Here is a 13,236-nt window from a genome sequence, read left to right as displayed (position 1 = left end):
ACGCTTTCAAAGGACACCCGATCTATGACAAGTCGTACAATCACCGGTAAAACAGTAATCATCGCCGGCGGCGGGAAGAACCTGGGCGGATTAATTGCCCGCGACTTCGCCAATCAAGGCGCAAAGGCGATCGCCATCCATTATAATAGCGCCGCCTCAAAGGCCGAAGCAGACGCAACGGTCGCGGCGATTAAATCTGCCGGCGCCGAGGCCGTCGCCTTTCAAGCGGATCTCACAACCGCCGGAGCGGTAGAGCAGTTATTTAACAATGTGGTTGCTGCTATAGGCAAACCAGATTTCGCCATTAATACTGTTGGCAAAGTGCTCAAGAAACCAATTCTAGATATTTCTGAAGCTGACTATGATGAAATGAGTGCGGTAAATGCCAAGTCCGCCTTCTTTTTTCTGAAAGAAGCCGGCAAACATTTGAATGAAAACGGAGCAATCGTAACGCTTGTAACCTCGTTACTCGGTGCATTCACACCTTTCTACTCGAGCTATGCAGGAACGAAGGCACCAGTCGAGCATTTTACCCGCGCAGCCTCAAAAGAATTCGGTGAACGGGGTATTTCTGTGACAGCAATCGGCCCGGGACCAATGGATACTCCCTTCTTTTATGGTCAAGAAACCGAAGCCGCTCAAGCCTACCACAAAACAGCGGCAGCCCTGTCAAGCTTCTCCAAAACAGGTTTGACCGATATTGAGGATATTGTACCCTACATTCGCTTTTTAGTGACGGAGGGCTGGTGGATGACCGGCCAGACGATCCTTGTAAATGGCGGATATACGACGAAATAATATACTGCCATCTAGGATGAAGGCGCTTTGAGATCGCCTTCATCCACTAAAGACGCCTTATAAAATCCGGCCTGTATTGAGCCTGTACATCTAAAAGCAACACTGAGAATCCTGCCAGCACAGAGAAGTTCAATATATGGACACCACAGCTTGGAAAATATCCAAATGGCTGCAGCGACCATTGAAAAACGAGAAGCTTCTTTTCTTAAAACAGCTCCATTAAAAGCGGGCATGAGACTGACAATATCCCTTCCGACTGCGCTTTAGCTGACATATTTTTAAGGAACCATTCCGGCGCAAGAATGTTAGCAATATGTAACATACGTGCAAAGGAGATAGTTATGTTGAAAGCTACACTTCTGGCAACGTCGTGTGCCTTATTTATTGGTAGTGCGGCCTATGCTCAGACAAGCGACACCACTACCGCACCAAGTGCGCCCATGGAACAACAACCACAGACTTCCGTTAAAACCGAAAATATGTTCGGAAGCCAGTCATCAGACACTGCAACGGAAACCAATAAGGTCGGTTTTTTAGAAGCAAAACCCGGGCAGCTGCTGGTATCATCCTTTATTGGGCAAAGTGTTTATGAGAGCGATGCAAACGACGCTAAATCCGTTGGCAAACTAAATGATCTCATTACAAGCCCAGATGGCCAGATTGATGCCGCGGTTATTGGCGTCGGTGGTTTTCTGGGGGTTGGTGAAAAAGATGTGGCGGTTAGCCCTGATCAGCTGCAACTCGCAATGCGTAGTGATGGGAAGAAATGGCTCGTTATCAAAGCAACCAAAGACGAGTTGAGCGCTGCCCCTTCTTTTGACCGGTCATCACTTTTCTCGGAAGGTGTCGCTGATCCAGCAGCAGCAGCGAAAGAAGCCAATCCTGAAATGCCTGCATCAACACCCCCGGCTGCTCCTCAAACAAATACAACACCATAGTTTCAGGAAACAGAAATCGACTGCCTGCAAAATATGCGGGCAGTCTTTTTTCATTATCAGAACTCATTTTACAGGCAGGCAATCTCAGAAATTTAGAAACGGATCCGACATGACAAAAGACAATAGTACTGAGCCACTTACGGAAGATGAAGACGTCAAATTCCTGGCCGAAAATTCAGACATTTCTCCATTACAAGCATTGGAACTTATCAAGAAATACGGCCGTGACAGAGAAGTTCTTCTAAAAGAAGCACTAAAATTCAAAGCGGAAGGTTAAAGATCATGAAAATCGCATGAATAGAAACTTCCTGCTTTAATTACACATCAACGGAGAGTGCTATGTCCCAAGGAGATAAATCAAAATATACGGACAAACAAAAACGCAAAGCTGAGCATATTGCTGAGAGCTACGAAAAACGCGGCGTCCCTGAAAAAGAAGCGGAAGCACTCGCCTGGGCAACGGTGAATAAAGACGATGGTGGTGGAAACAAGCCAGGCGGCTCAGGATACGGTAAAAAGACCGGAAATCCCGCTGCGCATAAAGGCGGTGAAAAGGGCGGACAGGCAAGTGCCTCCAGAACACCCGAGCAACGCTCTGCCTCTGCGAAAAAAGCTGCTGAAACACGCGGGAAAAATAAAGAAAAATCAAATAATTAAATCAAAGAATAGTATTGACCAGATATAAAACTTGATATGACTTATCCGGTTTGCATGGCCAGACTGACAGAATAAATTTCAAGTCAGCGAGGTAAAATCATGGCATTTTCAGGCAATAAGTACAGCGGAACATTTACGCCCGGGCAAGTCACCATTCTGCAATCAACATATGATGAAGTTTGCAGAATATTAGGTCGTTGCCCGACAACAGACACGAATAAAGAACAGCTTGCACGCGCAATAATCAGTATGTTTGAACAAGGGAATACAGATCCCAAATATATGGCCGGCAACATTATACAGGCTGAAAAATATCTGACAAAATGATCAGAGCACATAGCTTTTTGACACATGAGACGCCAGATATCGGTGGCACTCAATCAGCATAAAGCACGTCAAAGCATATTGATCGTTCGGATTGCTAAGTTTGTTAGTTTACTGTTTGCCGCTCTTTCCTCGTCTAAAATTCTAGTAAGCACAGAATGCGCTTCTTCATAACCGAGTATCCGCGCCCATTCGCGCAAAGTTCCGTAACGGGAAATTTCATAATGCTCAATTGATTGGCATGCGGCTAACAAACCAGCATTCAAAGCGACTTCACTTGCATCTTTGAACAGAACGTCTGCTTGCTCGATCAATCCTTCGATCGCCAAGCACTTCTCACCATCTGCGATGGTTCCTATTAAAGGGAAAATACGCCTCAGCAGCTCAATATGCTCGGTGGTTTCCTCAATATGTTCCTCTATCACAACCTTTAACTGATCATTTGTTGCAGCATCCGCAATCCTTCGCAAAGCCGGCACCAGCATATTCTCCGCGTAGTACATTTCCTTCAAACTGTGCTTAAAAATATCCGCTAAAGTTTTCAAAGCATAACTCCCTGCATTAGTCTCTAAATCATGCAAAATTAAAGGCAGAATAATCTGCCTTTAATTGGGTATTTTATTTAGCGATAGCGTAACCGTTCGCTTTCAATCTCATCTACACTGTAGGGTTTTGCGTCCGGATCAAATCGCTGCCAGCCTTCATCAGTATAACGGCGACGCCGGTCATCAACATTGACCATACTTGCACGTGTCAGAATCTGCTGCGCTTGTGCATGTTTATTGTCTGGGACTTTCGCGCTGACCAATGTTCCGCCGCGGCGCACACCTTCGGCATAAAGATGAGCATCTTCTTCAGATACGCCTTCATTCATCAGTGCGCCGATCAAGCCACCCGTCGCGGCACCGACAACAGCACCACCAGCCGCACCGGCAGCAGTTGCCGCCAGCCAGCCAGCTGCAACAACCGGACCAACGCCCGGAATAGCAAGAATACCCAAACCTGCAAGCAAGCCGCCTGCACCACCAATCATAGCACCGATGCCCGCACCGGCAGTTGCACCGCCCGCAGCATCCGTTTCCCGATTAGCATCATGTGTAACAATACTGATGTCGTCGGACGGAATTCCAATAGCCTCTAAATCTGTGACCACCTGTTTTGCCGTAGAGTAATTATCAAAAAGTCCTGTTACATTTTTCATTGTCATCTCCTTTTTCAATTACTGCAGTTCACTGGTAATGTTGCCCTGGTAGTCCATGCGGACCTTCACATCGGCACCATCTTTTTTAGCTTTGGCTTGCCAAATTCCATCAGAACCAAGGTTCAAAGCCTGAACATCAGCATAGCCTGCAGCTTCAATTCGCTCTTTCGTCTGAGATTCAGTAAAACTATTTTCACCCTCTACCGGTGCCTGTGGGCTTGGAGCAGCCGGCGGCGCAACCATCGGTGTTTCGCCAGTGGTTTCCGGTGGATTTTGGGCTGGTGGGGTTGTTTGTGCATAGGCACCTGCCGTTGCAAACATACCCGCAGAGATCAAAATTAAGAGTTTCGTTTTCATCATATTTCCTCCTGTTGGTACTTAACTAACGGAGGGAAAATTGGATTGTTCCAAATATTTTCCGAGGTAACGAACAATTACGAATTTAAAACATTGTGTATCTAAAGGGAGAAAATCATGGGAACCTATTTTTCAAAATTAAGCGAAAAATTTTCTGAAATAACAGGCCATTACTCAGCATTTATAATAGCATTTTTATTTATTATTATATGGGCTTTATCAGGTCCTATATTCCAATTTTCAGATACTTGGCAATTGGTTATTAATACCAGCACAACTATTATTACATTTTTGATGGTGTTTATTATTCAAAACTCTCAGAACAGAGATTCCTGCGCGCTACACACAAAAATAGATGAACTCATCGATGTTGTGAAAAATGCAGATAAAGATTTCATAGGCATTGAGCATATGCCTTTAGAAAAACTACAGAAGTTGAAAGAAAAAATTGAAGAACATGCTGCCCATAAAGCGCACTCCGGAGAGCATTAAAACAGCTTACGGAACCATTCTGACTTCCATTAGTTAGAAAATTATACGGCTTGCCGGATACGGCGTGTTTAATAAGCAATTGTTCCGTCCGCTCCGGCTGCGTTTACAGCTATACGTTTGCATGCGCTAACCGAATGCAGTGAGCGCAACTCAACCCAAGGAGTGAAGGATATGAAAAGTGCTTATCTGATTTTAGTAATCTTGCTGATTTTGTTTCTGGTTTGGATGAATAACAGCCCCACTTCGCAAAACCCATCACCACAAGAAGCGCCACATTCACTACAAACACAGCCGAAAAATTGATAATTTCCGGCTGCATATGCGGCTTGTGACCATTGATATTCATATTCAGTAGCCGCCAATAACGGGGAGAATTTCACCCGTGATATAACTTGCGGTTTGCTCAGAGGCCAAAAATACATAAGCAGGGGCAAGTTCTTCTGGTTGCGCAGGCCGTTTCATCGGCGTGTCGGACCCAAAATGTGCAACATCCGAAGCTGCCTGATCTGCAGGATTGAGCGGCGTCCAGACAGGCCCTGGTGCCACAGCATTTACCCTAATGCCCTCAGGCAACAGGTTACCGGCTAAAGCCCGCGTATAAGCATGGATCCCGCCCTTTGTCATTGAGTAATCAACCAGATTTTTGCTACCTCTTAAACCGGTTACAGATCCGGTATTGATAATAGATGCGCCTTTTTTCAGATGAGGCAGAACAGCCATTGTCATATTGAAGTAGCCATAAAGGTTGGTTTTGATGGTCTCATCGAAATGCTCTGCAGACAGATCTCTGAAATGATCCGTATGGAGCTGAAACGCGGCATTATTAACGAGAATATCCAGCTGCCCAAAACTTGTCATAGCCTGCTCGATTGCGTCCTTGCAAAATTGCAGATCACGAACATCTCCTTTGATAAGCAGACATTTGCGCCCTTCCTGCTCAACCAGTTTTTGCGTGTAAGCAGCATCATTTTCTTCTTCAAGATAGAGCACAATTACGGAAGCCCCTTCACGGGCGTAGAGAACTGCAACAGCTCTGCCGATACCAGAATCCCCACCGGTAATCAGTGCAACCTTATCTTTCAGTTTCTCTGAGCCTTTATAGTAAGGCGCATCATACATTGGTGCCGGTGTGAGGGCGGTCTCCTCACCGGGTTTGGGAATATGTTGCTTCGGAAATGGCGGAACAGGATAATCTCGCGCTCCTGTTTGTGAGGCATATGACCGATCATTTGCAGAATCCGGGTTTTCTTTCTGCAGCTTTCGTTGTCTTTCAGCAGTATCATTTGCTTGTTGTAATTTATCAAAGAACTGTGTCACGGCTTTCTCCCAAAAGTATCTATGGTGTGGTGGAGTGAGCAGTGACCGAATGGGGTAGAAACTCGTCTGCCATTTCGTTGGCCACTATGAGAAACCGAAAAAATCATAGTGTTTTCCGCTGCCATCACGTTCGGTTGACACGATCACCGCTCCTTAAAGGAATGGCAGAGAAAGCCCTTTGTTCCGCGAATTGTTCTGACTTCTTTCAGTCAACCGACAAGGGCACGCAGAAAAGTCCACGGTAAAAGATCAGAGAAATGTTTCAAATTATTTTTGAACTATTTTGATTTTGTATCGTTAGCTAACTGTACAAGAACCATAAACGAAGGAGAAATCCCATGGATTGGAACAGAGTTGAAGGTAATTGGAAACAGTTCAAAGGAAAGGTCAAAGAGCAGTGGGGTAAACTCACAGACGATGATCTGGATCAAGTGAACGGTCGCCGTGATCAGCTTGAAGGGAAAATTCAGGAACGATATGGCATTGAGAAAGACCGCGTCAAAAAAGATATTGATGATTGGTACAACCGACAGACGTGGTAACTCGCAAAAGCTCCCGTCAGGGAGCTTTTTCATTTATGCCGAAGCTTTTTCTCCTGCATCGCAACATATCATCAAACATCTCTGAGAGGAGGAGTTATGTCTGATATTTATGCTACCCGGTTCATTCCTGCAGATTTAAAAAAGTCTGTAGGCTTTTATATTGATCTGACAGACGGAAGATCCTTTAACGAAGTTATTTATCCGGATTTTCCTGCCCCTGTTTTGCGTAATAATTTAGACGGTCCTGAACTCGGAATTAGTCGCTGGGGCATGCCCTCTCCCGACAAAGCCGTAAAACATAAAAATGATAAAGGGATCACACACATCCGGCATAGTAACGCAGCTCACTGGCAGGAATGGCAGACCGTTGCCCATCGCTGCCTGATACCGGCCATAGCCTTTGGCATACAAACACATAAACCCGCCCCTTTATCCGGCAATAATGCCCGATGGCTGTCACTACACACGACCGGAAACCTGCTTTTCTTTGCCGGCATATGGACAGAATGGATTGGCACCCGCGACCCGCAAGAGGGTGAGAAAAGCCATAGTTTGTTTGCTTTTCTTACGACAGAGGCATCTTCTCTCAGAGATCAAGACACTCCCGTTTCGCTACCGGTTATACTGACTAACACAGATGAGCTGGATGTCTGGATGACGGCTCCTTGGGACACTGCCAAGCTGCTCCATCGTCCTTTGGATGAGCAAAAACTGATCTATTTATAAAATTGGCCGCTGTTTCTTTTTTAGTAAGGTAACACAGACAATGAGTACCACCCTGACAAGGGAAAACATTGAATACAATCAAGGTTTAATCCCTGAGTTAAGCCATTTGAAAAATGATAAAGGCTCACTATCAAAACATGCATTTTTCTTTGACTTAGACGGAACGCTGCTGGATATCGCCTCAGCACCGGATAAAATACAACTTCCGCAACAATTATATGACATTCTATCTCACTTGCACTGGCATCTGGACGGCGCGTTAGCACTCATAACGGGACGTCCGGTCAGCTTTGTTGATACAATATTTCCCTCCCATAGCTTTGAAATTGCAGGCCTGCATGGCGCTCAAATTCGTAACAGCGACGGGAGTATAAGAGCGCTTAAAATAGACGATCGTTTTCGCGCGGCGAAACGCTATATCGAAGATACGCTTACTGATTATCCGGATATAAAACTGGAAGATAAAGAAGTCGCTCTGGCGTTGCATTATCGAAGCAATCCCCGTCTGCAGAAAACGACCAAGGATATAATCAATAAAGCAGCTTCAATAACAGGCGACAACTGGACTGTGCAACATGGAAAAATGGTTGCTGAATTACGGCCTGCCGGTTCTGACAAGGGTTCAGCTTTAGATCACTTCATGGCTAAACCGGCTTTCCAGTCTCGCATACCAATCGCTTTTGGTGATGATTTAACCGATGAAGCTATGTTTGCTGCAGCGCACAAATATTCAGGCGCATCTGCGAAAATCGGCGCCTCACTCCAACAAAGTTGCGCAATGAGCCTTATATCGTCGCCTTCCGCGCTCAGAAACTGGCTCACCGAAGTCATTGCAGCACAAGGAACCTTGAGAGTTCCCGACCCCGCCATAAATCATCCTACAAATAAAGTATAAACAGTCAGGGCCATTAAAATGGGAAAACTAATTATCATATCCAACCGGGTTCCTTTGCCGGATAAACATGGGAATGTGCCGGCCGGAGGTCTTGCTGTTGCTCTGCAAGCTGCACTGGAGGAAAAGGGCGGCCTCTGGATGGGGTGGTCCGGGAAGGTAATATCCGACAACCTACAGCAACCTCATCTAAACATTCAAAAACACGATAATATTGAATATGCGCTGTTGGATTTAGCCAGCACCGATGTTGATGAGTATTATGCCGGTTTCGCTAACCGTATGCTATGGCCTCTGTGTCATTACCGGCTGGATCTCATTGATTATGAGCGAAAAGATATGGCTGGTTATTTCCGCGTTAATCGTCTTTTTGCTGAACAGTTACAATCACTTATTCAGCCTGATGATATCATTTGGGTTCACGACTACCATCTCATCCCTCTGGCTGCGGAACTACGCCGTTTAGGTGTTAAAAACCGGATCGGTTTTTTCCTCCATATCCCTTGGCCTTCGGCAGATATCGTCTTCACACTCCCTGTTCATGAAACCATTATGCGTGGGTTAGTGTCCTACGATTTGATTGGCTTTCAAACAGATTATGACCTTGAAAACTTCACTGGCTGCATCTCGCGGGAAAATATTGCTATTCCCTTAGGCGAAAACCGGTTCAAAACCGGCAGTCATGAGTTTAAAACCGGAAAATTCGGGATTGGTATTGAAACAGATAAATTCACCGACACTGCCCAACGGTCAGAAAAGAGTGCCCTCGTCCGGCGTATGCGCGAAAGCATGACAGGACGAGACCTCATTATCGGGGTCGACCGCCTTGATTATTCAAAGGGCATCACGAACCGAATAGAAGCATTTGAGCATTTCGTACAGAACAATCCGGAGTATAAGAGCAAAGTAACTTTTCTGCAGGTGACACCAAAATCACGTTCAGAAGTGCCGGAATATGCTGAAATGCAAAGTATGGTGGCTGAACATGCGGGTCGCGTCAATGGCGCACTTGCTTCTGTAGATTGGACGCCTATCCGTTACATTACCCGCTCATTAAATCGCAATATTCTCGCAGGCCTCTATCGTCACGCAAAGGTCGGATTAGTAACACCGCTTCGGGATGGTATGAATTTGGTTGCGAAAGAATATGTTGCAGCACAAGATAAAAACGACCCTGGTGTATTAGTGCTTTCTCGATTTGCAGGCGCATCACGCGAACTGGACGGCGCTCTGCTGGTCAACCCTTACGACAAAGAGTCCGTTTCGCAGGCTATTCGTCATGCATTGAACATGCCGCTGAACGAACGACAATATCGTTATTCTTCTATGATCAAGCACTTGCACGAAAATGATATCAATCATTGGTGCGCGAATTATCTTGACGAATTGCGATGTGCCTAGGCTTAACTCTTCGCAATTTTCATACTCGGGTTATGCGGCCAACTTAAGCTGCTTTAACAATTATATGCAGCAGAATGCTTCATAATAGTAGTTTCCAGTTATCTTTTTTGGGAACAGAACCCTCCTCACGTTAGTTAACTCATCAAAGGAACGAACGAAAGGAGTGTGCAGTGAAAGAAATTCCACCGCAAAAAGCCCGTCAGGGTAAAAAAGGTCGGCCTGTTCTCATCGTCTTAATCTCAAGCCTGATTATTGTTGCTTTGGTTTGGCTTGGTGCAGAAATTTATGGAAGCCATATTTCTGAAAGTGAAAACATCATGGATTCAAATACAAACACTAAACAAAGCATGCCCGATTAAAGTTTCGGGAGCAGCCATATGTCTTGTTCAGCACTTTTTGCAAAACAGCTTGGGAGAGAAGAATGGACTGGAATGAAATCAAAGCGGACTGGCGGCGTTATAAAGTTAATATCCGTGAACAGTGGGGCAATTTAACTACTGAAGAAATAGACGAAATAGCCGGAGAAAAGCACGCCTTAGAAAAGAAGATACAAGAACGTTACAGCCTTACACCTGAACAGGTGAGAGAGCAGATTAATGAATGGTACAAAAACATAATAAGAAACCTATGACTGTTTTGTTCGGGACATCATTACTTGCCTTTGCTTTCTAAAAGAAACATCTTACAGCACTGATATTTCTGCGCTTAGATATCATGTGATCAAGAGCCTGACAGTTACACTCAACTGTCAGATAAAGCCGAGCCTTTGTGCCTTTATTTAACCCCCGACAACACGCCAAGAACTGACGATTGCTTTTACGTCATTAGGCTTGAGCAGTAATCTGTAACGAGCAGCGAACCACCCACCTGTACAATGTAGCATGTTCAGCATCTACCCCACATTCGGCCATAATCTCCTGAAATCGCAAGAAGAAATGATCTCATCTTAGTGTCGTTTTTTTGGTTACGGGGCAGACTTTGAACCGTTCGTCGGGCAAACGATACTTAATCGTTTGCATTTCCTCCTTACCCTTCAGGTTATGAGCCTGACGGAATTCAATTACAGCCAATAAACATCAATATAAAAATCAATATTTTCAGATAGTTATAAAACAATCACTTGTTGCCTTCTATTGACATATGCGACCATTCCATGTGTCTATATGCCCCTAAAGTGCCCCTGTTTAGTATTTTTTACAACTTCAGGTCATCGAATCCTAATGAAACGCGGGGGCATCGCGGAGGTGGTATGGCTACAATAGAAAAACGAACGCGCAAAAGCGGCACCGTTTATTTAGTTGATATTCGTATTGCGGGTTTTCCTCGCCAAAAGAAAACATTCCAGCGTTTAACAGACGCCAAAATATGGGCAGCAAAGACTGAAACGGCAATTCGCAACGGAGAAATTAAAAATATCGTCCGCACAGCGAAACGTAAAACACTTTCAGACGTTATTACCCGCTATGAGGAAGAAGTCCTGCCCAACCTCGCAAAAACGACACAGCGCGCCGCCCAGACGTATTTAGGATATTGGCAGCGGGAACTAGGTGCTCACGCTTTATCATTTGTCACCCCTGAGTTAATTTCAGACCAAATGAATAAATTGGCAGCCACACCCGATGGCCGCTCTAATCCTAAATTTATAAAGAATGCCGATGAACAGGTCGCCATCAAACCAAAATCCAGAAAAACCTTAAAACATTATCGCGATACATTGGCGGTTTTGTTTAAGTATGCGCAACAATGGGGGTGGATTGGAAGCAATCCACTTGATGGTGTTAACAAAATAACAGGCATCCGTGATCAGCGTGATCGCTATCTTGAAGATAGTGAACGCAAGGTGTTATTTGAAGCCTGCCGAAACAGCCCAAACCTGCAACTCTATCCAATCGTTATTTTTGCCCTTTCAACTGGTGCAAGGCGTAGTGAAATTTTGGGCTTAACATTGCGCGATCTTGATATGGCGCGCGGCCTTGCCATTTTGCGTGACACCAAAAACGGTGAAACGCGTTCAGTTCCCATCGTCGGCCATTTACACGAACTGCTCACAGAGCAAATACAATGGGTCAATGAAAGCTACGATCAATATGCGCCAAATGCGGATAGTCGCTGGCTCTTTCCCCGCCGCGATTTACGCGCTGCCATTGATATTCGCACATCATGGGAAAATGCACTCGCCACTTCTGGTGTTCGTGACTTTCGTTTCCACGATTTACGGCATAGCACTGCGAGTTACCTAGCCATGCAAGGTGCTGGCCTTTTAGAGATAGCCGATATGCTCGGCCATAAAACGCTACAAATGGTAAAGCGTTATGCCCACTTGTCGGGGGATCACAAAAGAGGCTTAGCAGAAAAGCTGAATGACAAAATGTTTTGATTGATAGATCAAAACCCTAAAAGCCTATCATTCTTGCCCTTTCAGCTATTTGACCTACAATAAACCCAGTTTGTCACCCTTAAGGAGAAATTCTATCAGGAACAAACCGTGTTGGTAAATTACGAGGATCTAAGAACCGTCAAACAGCTTGTCAAAGAAGCACCCTTCCTAACCGAGCAATCGCTCCGTTGGTATATCTTCAATGCGAAGACGAATGGGCTTGCCAGTGCGATTATTAAGATTTCCAATCGGGTCTATATTGATCGCGTGGCATTTCAGGCTTGGCTTGAAAGCTACCGCTTACAGCCACACAACTGACGAGACGTTGAAAATCTGGTTTCTAACACGAAACAGCCTCGCGTAATTGCGGGGCTGTTTCATTTACATAAACTGAAACTATCACTTAATTTTTAACCGCCTTTTTCTGTATAGGCTTACCATCAATTCCTATTGATGATGATAGCGCAGAGCCTTTGCCTGCCTTGATCGGGTCAGCAGTTTTTCCACTCTGATTGGTATTAGGCAATCGCTCAACCTTGATCCAAGCTTTGCATTTATTGGTTGTTCCCCCGACTGGATTCAGGACCCCACCATGGCAACCAACAGCGACACCTGCTGAATGCATATAACAGTCCCCTTCATTCATAGTTGTGCCGCCATTAATATTGCTCTGGCATAGAGCGAAAGCATTTGTAGCGGTTAATGCAAGAAGACCTGCCGCTCCCATAATTATCTTCATATTCATGATGTTTCCTCCCATTTTGATTTTTTGCTGCAATAAATCAATTTGCCTCAACAATCACATGGAACTGCAATTGATGTATAAACTAATTCTAAGCAGTAATATTAATCTAGAATTATTCAGATGAACCCTTTCTGAACGCATCATTCAGAAAGAAATCTGTTTCCACTGCAATGCGAATTAAAGCTTATTCTAAGGGCTACATTTGTAGCCCCTTGAGGTATTCAACGGCCTTGGTTGCCAAGCTTGATGCTTGGAATATTGCCTTGCTATCGGCCTTCAGGATTTTCAGCCAGTGATCAATATAAGCTGCGTGATCCGCGCGTGGATCAAGTGCAACGCCTAACTGGCTGCAAAGGAAGGCAGCGCCAAGTTCCGCAACATATCCTGACAGTCCAGCCCTATTTTGATGTTTTTGGCCGTAAGAGGTGATGTTGGTCATGGGGAATCTTCGTGACTTACGGAGTAAGTC

At 45.0% G+C, this 13,236-nt stretch carries 20 protein-coding genes; 14 read left to right on the top strand and 6 right to left on the bottom strand.

Annotation, left to right across the window (positions count from 1 at the left end; translation table 11 throughout):
- The first annotated feature begins 24 nt into the window (after positions 1-24).
- The 5 genes from DFR47_RS08595 (at position 25) to DFR47_RS08580 (ending at position 2,720) form a co-directional block, all read left to right on the top strand.
- A complete protein-coding gene (locus DFR47_RS08595) occupies positions 25-798 on the top strand; it encodes an SDR family oxidoreductase (RefSeq protein WP_113944024.1) in 774 nt (257 codons plus the stop codon).
- A 341-nt stretch (positions 799-1,139) separates the two neighbouring features.
- Positions 1,140-1,736, top strand: coding sequence for a PRC-barrel domain-containing protein (locus DFR47_RS08590; RefSeq protein ID WP_113944023.1), 597 nt, complete (start codon positions 1,140-1,142; stop codon positions 1,734-1,736).
- Positions 1,737-1,845: 109 nt separating this feature from the next.
- Positions 1,846-2,013: a hypothetical protein gene (locus tag DFR47_RS21735; protein WP_170137462.1), complete on the top strand. Its 168-nt coding sequence runs from the start codon at positions 1,846-1,848 to the stop codon at positions 2,011-2,013.
- Positions 2,014-2,075: 62 nt separating this feature from the next.
- Positions 2,076-2,393 carry a plasmid stabilization protein gene (locus DFR47_RS08585; protein ID WP_113944022.1) on the top strand — a complete coding sequence of 106 codons (318 nt, stop codon included), beginning with the start codon at positions 2,076-2,078 and terminating at the stop codon, positions 2,391-2,393.
- A gap of 99 nt (positions 2,394-2,492) precedes the next feature.
- Positions 2,493-2,720, top strand: a complete 228-nt coding sequence (locus tag DFR47_RS08580) for a hypothetical protein (protein ID WP_113944021.1) — start codon at positions 2,493-2,495, stop codon at positions 2,718-2,720.
- 68 nt (positions 2,721-2,788) lie between these two features.
- On the opposite strand, the gene DFR47_RS08575 is transcribed toward DFR47_RS08580, so the two are convergent.
- From DFR47_RS08575 to DFR47_RS08565, 3 genes are all read right to left on the bottom strand, one after another.
- The gene (locus DFR47_RS08575) at positions 2,789-3,262 is read right to left on the bottom strand and encodes a DUF892 family protein (RefSeq protein WP_113944478.1); all 474 of its coding nucleotides are present in this window, start codon (positions 3,260-3,262) and stop codon (positions 2,789-2,791) included.
- A 77-nt stretch (positions 3,263-3,339) separates the two neighbouring features.
- Positions 3,340-3,918: a general stress protein gene (locus tag DFR47_RS08570; protein ID WP_113944020.1), complete on the bottom strand. Its 579-nt coding sequence runs from the start codon at positions 3,916-3,918 to the stop codon at positions 3,340-3,342.
- An 18-nt stretch (positions 3,919-3,936) separates the two neighbouring features.
- The gene (locus tag DFR47_RS08565; RefSeq protein ID WP_374788410.1) at positions 3,937-4,278 is read right to left on the bottom strand and encodes a PepSY domain-containing protein; all 342 of its coding nucleotides are present in this window, start codon (positions 4,276-4,278) and stop codon (positions 3,937-3,939) included.
- Between the two features lie 114 nt (positions 4,279-4,392).
- Between DFR47_RS08565 and DFR47_RS08560 the strand changes: the two genes are divergently transcribed.
- A complete protein-coding gene (locus tag DFR47_RS08560) occupies positions 4,393-4,767 on the top strand; it encodes a low affinity iron permease family protein (protein WP_113944019.1) in 375 nt (124 codons plus the stop codon).
- Between the two features lie 171 nt (positions 4,768-4,938).
- Positions 4,939-5,070, top strand: a complete 132-nt coding sequence (locus DFR47_RS22225; RefSeq protein WP_281011586.1) for a hypothetical protein — start codon at positions 4,939-4,941, stop codon at positions 5,068-5,070.
- A gap of 45 nt (positions 5,071-5,115) precedes the next feature.
- Here the strand turns inward: DFR47_RS22225 and DFR47_RS08555 are convergent, their stop codons facing one another.
- Positions 5,116-6,084, bottom strand: coding sequence for an SDR family oxidoreductase (locus DFR47_RS08555; protein WP_113944018.1), 969 nt, complete (start codon positions 6,082-6,084; stop codon positions 5,116-5,118).
- 338 nt (positions 6,085-6,422) lie between these two features.
- Between DFR47_RS08555 and DFR47_RS08550 the strand changes: the two genes are divergently transcribed.
- The 7 genes from DFR47_RS08550 to DFR47_RS08520 all read left to right on the top strand — a co-directional run bounded on the left by DFR47_RS08550 (position 6,423) and on the right by DFR47_RS08520 (position 12,022).
- A complete protein-coding gene (locus tag DFR47_RS08550) occupies positions 6,423-6,626 on the top strand; it encodes a CsbD family protein (protein WP_113944017.1) in 204 nt (67 codons plus the stop codon).
- Between the two features lie 96 nt (positions 6,627-6,722).
- Positions 6,723-7,352 carry an SOS response-associated peptidase family protein gene (locus DFR47_RS08545; RefSeq protein WP_113944016.1) on the top strand — a complete coding sequence of 210 codons (630 nt, stop codon included), beginning with the start codon at positions 6,723-6,725 and terminating at the stop codon, positions 7,350-7,352.
- 40 nt (positions 7,353-7,392) lie between these two features.
- The gene (gene otsB / locus DFR47_RS08540; RefSeq protein WP_113944015.1) at positions 7,393-8,247 is read left to right on the top strand and encodes a trehalose-phosphatase; all 855 of its coding nucleotides are present in this window, start codon (positions 7,393-7,395) and stop codon (positions 8,245-8,247) included.
- An 18-nt stretch (positions 8,248-8,265) separates the two neighbouring features.
- A complete protein-coding gene (gene otsA / locus DFR47_RS08535; protein WP_113944014.1) occupies positions 8,266-9,645 on the top strand; it encodes an alpha,alpha-trehalose-phosphate synthase (UDP-forming) in 1,380 nt (459 codons plus the stop codon).
- Positions 9,646-9,815: 170 nt separating this feature from the next.
- Positions 9,816-10,004, top strand: coding sequence for a hypothetical protein (locus tag DFR47_RS08530; protein ID WP_113944013.1), 189 nt, complete (start codon positions 9,816-9,818; stop codon positions 10,002-10,004).
- Between the two features lie 62 nt (positions 10,005-10,066).
- A complete protein-coding gene (locus DFR47_RS08525) occupies positions 10,067-10,276 on the top strand; it encodes a CsbD family protein (RefSeq protein WP_113944012.1) in 210 nt (69 codons plus the stop codon).
- A gap of 618 nt (positions 10,277-10,894) precedes the next feature.
- On the top strand, positions 10,895-12,022 hold the full coding sequence (locus tag DFR47_RS08520) for a tyrosine-type recombinase/integrase (RefSeq protein ID WP_113944011.1): 1,128 nt from the start codon (positions 10,895-10,897) through the stop codon (positions 12,020-12,022).
- A gap of 403 nt (positions 12,023-12,425) precedes the next feature.
- Here DFR47_RS08520 and DFR47_RS08510 read toward each other — a convergent pair whose 3' ends face one another.
- Positions 12,426-12,767, bottom strand: a complete 342-nt coding sequence (locus tag DFR47_RS08510) for a hypothetical protein (protein ID WP_147245522.1) — start codon at positions 12,765-12,767, stop codon at positions 12,426-12,428.
- Positions 12,768-12,963: 196 nt separating this feature from the next.
- The coding region (locus tag DFR47_RS08505) for a zincin-like metallopeptidase domain-containing protein (RefSeq protein WP_245416509.1) at positions 12,964-13,236 on the bottom strand (273 nt) is incomplete at its 5' end.

The organism is Pseudochrobactrum asaccharolyticum (genome assembly GCF_003314995.1).
Classification (GTDB): Bacteria; Pseudomonadota; Alphaproteobacteria; order Rhizobiales; family Rhizobiaceae; genus Pseudochrobactrum; species Pseudochrobactrum asaccharolyticum.
Note: the sequence above shows the minus strand (reverse complement) of the source record. Positions and strands in the feature narration are given on the sequence as shown.

Coding starts and splice junctions, on each gene's coding strand:
- DFR47_RS08595 (WP_113944024.1), top strand. CDS start 25: ATGACAAGTCGTACAATCACCGGTAAAACAGTAATCATCGCCGGCGGC.
- DFR47_RS08590 (WP_113944023.1), top strand. CDS start 1,140: ATGTTGAAAGCTACACTTCTGGCAACGTCGTGTGCCTTATTTATTGGT.
- DFR47_RS21735 (WP_170137462.1), top strand. CDS start 1,846: ATGACAAAAGACAATAGTACTGAGCCACTTACGGAAGATGAAGACGTC.
- DFR47_RS08585 (WP_113944022.1), top strand. CDS start 2,076: ATGTCCCAAGGAGATAAATCAAAATATACGGACAAACAAAAACGCAAA.
- DFR47_RS08580 (WP_113944021.1), top strand. CDS start 2,493: ATGGCATTTTCAGGCAATAAGTACAGCGGAACATTTACGCCCGGGCAA.
- DFR47_RS08570 (WP_113944020.1), bottom strand. CDS start 3,918: ATGAAAAATGTAACAGGACTTTTTGATAATTACTCTACGGCAAAACAG.
- DFR47_RS08565 (WP_374788410.1), bottom strand. CDS start 4,278: ATGATGAAAACGAAACTCTTAATTTTGATCTCTGCGGGTATGTTTGCA.
- DFR47_RS08560 (WP_113944019.1), top strand. CDS start 4,393: ATGGGAACCTATTTTTCAAAATTAAGCGAAAAATTTTCTGAAATAACA.
- DFR47_RS22225 (WP_281011586.1), top strand. CDS start 4,939: ATGAAAAGTGCTTATCTGATTTTAGTAATCTTGCTGATTTTGTTTCTG.
- DFR47_RS08550 (WP_113944017.1), top strand. CDS start 6,423: ATGGATTGGAACAGAGTTGAAGGTAATTGGAAACAGTTCAAAGGAAAG.
- DFR47_RS08545 (WP_113944016.1), top strand. CDS start 6,723: ATGTCTGATATTTATGCTACCCGGTTCATTCCTGCAGATTTAAAAAAG.
- otsB (WP_113944015.1), top strand. CDS start 7,393: ATGAGTACCACCCTGACAAGGGAAAACATTGAATACAATCAAGGTTTA.
- otsA (WP_113944014.1), top strand. CDS start 8,266: ATGGGAAAACTAATTATCATATCCAACCGGGTTCCTTTGCCGGATAAA.
- DFR47_RS08525 (WP_113944012.1), top strand. CDS start 10,067: ATGGACTGGAATGAAATCAAAGCGGACTGGCGGCGTTATAAAGTTAAT.
- DFR47_RS08520 (WP_113944011.1), top strand. CDS start 10,895: ATGGCTACAATAGAAAAACGAACGCGCAAAAGCGGCACCGTTTATTTA.
- DFR47_RS08510 (WP_147245522.1), bottom strand. CDS start 12,767: ATGAATATGAAGATAATTATGGGAGCGGCAGGTCTTCTTGCATTAACC.